The organism is Novosphingobium sp. HR1a, from assembly GCF_015594425.1.
Lineage (GTDB): Bacteria > Pseudomonadota > Alphaproteobacteria > Sphingomonadales > Sphingomonadaceae > Novosphingobium > Novosphingobium resinovorum_A.
This window is the reverse complement of record NZ_JABXWS010000139.1, coordinates 1-1,369: the sequence shown is the minus strand read 5'-3', so window position 1 is coordinate 1,369 and position 1,369 is coordinate 1. Positions and strand designations below refer to the sequence as shown.

The 1,369-nt window shown below is 61.9% G+C and carries 1 protein-coding gene; it reads right to left on the bottom strand.

Annotation, left to right across the window (positions count from 1 at the left end):
• On the bottom strand, window positions 1-1,322 hold a 1,322-nt coding region (locus HWN72_RS30650; RefSeq protein ID WP_248006502.1), incomplete at its 3' end, for an IS30 family transposase.
• Between the last annotated feature and the right edge of the window lie 47 nt (window positions 1,323-1,369).

Here is a 1,369-nt window from a genome sequence, read left to right as displayed (position 1 = left end):
GTCTTTCGCGGGCGCGTGTTCATGGCGTGAGCAACCGCTTCGAGTTCCTGTATTGAGTGCTGGCTGAGATCGGTACCTTTCGGGAAGTACTGGCGGAGCAGGCCGTTGGTGTTTTCATTTGAGCCACGCTGCCACGGGCTTTGCGGATCGCAGAAGTAGATTTCCAGTCCACTATCGACCCGGAGCGTTGCGTGCTGGGCCATCTCGGCACCTTGGTCCCACGTTAGCGACTGACGGAGCTTCTCTGGCAGCTCCCGCATGGATTCGGCGATGGCCTTGCGGACGGCTTCGGCTCCATGCCCGGCAAGCGGCGGCCCATTCTTGACCCCTTGCCCGCGCTGATAACCCTCCTCGCGTGGCAGGTGCAGCAGCATTGTAAATCGCGAACTGCGTTCGACGAGAGTGCCGATCGCCGAGCTATGCAGGCCCAGAATGAGATCACCTTCCCAGTGTCCGGGAACAGCACGATCTTCCACTTCCGGAGGCCGCTCGCTTATCATGATGGCGTCCCCCACGAAGGATTTTCCACGACCGCGAGTTCGTTCGCGGGGTACGCGAAGGGCTCGGCCGGAACGCAGGCAAGCCGTTAGTTCCCGGCGCAGGGAACCACGTCCCTGGACGTACAGGGATTGATAAATAGCCTCGTGGCTGATGCGCATGGCAGGATCCTCTGGGTAATCGATCCGCAGCCGATGGGCGATCTGCTCCGGGCTCCATGCAATCGACCAGCGCCGACTTTGTCGAAGCACGGCGCGCCGTTTCTTCCATACCACTTCAGGGCCGGCAAAGCCGACACCATCGGCATTCGTGACCCGACCAGCAAGACGCTCCTCGACATAAGCACGTAGGGCAGGATTGCTGGCTAGCTTGCTCGGTCGCGGACGCCGACCTGCGCGTTCAGCATGCCACTGCGCGACGCTGGCACGGTAATCCAGATTGCCGCCACGCGTGGCAGCGTTACGCCGTACTTCACGCGAGATCGTGCTGGGCGAGCGCCCCAGTTTACGCGCGATCGCACGGATTGCCGATCCCGTGGCAAGTTCGATGGCGATTTCTTCCCGCTCGCGAAAGGTCAGAAATCTTCCGCTGGGCGCCGGCGCCGAAGGCGCCAGATGGGTTGGCGGCATACCTCCCGAACTCCGAAACCAGCGCGGCCCGAGCGGTGTCGAGATGCCAGCATCCGTAGCAGCCTCCTCGCTCGAACGCCCGCGGGCGATAGACTCCCAGAAGCGACAATGATGCTCACGCAACCACGCAGATGGACGCCCGGGTGAATGCAACTTCTCTCGGGTGCACCGCTCTGATGCTCTTCGACCTGCCATGTTCGCAACCTCCAATTTGTTGGTGTTGCGATGACCGGTTGAATCCG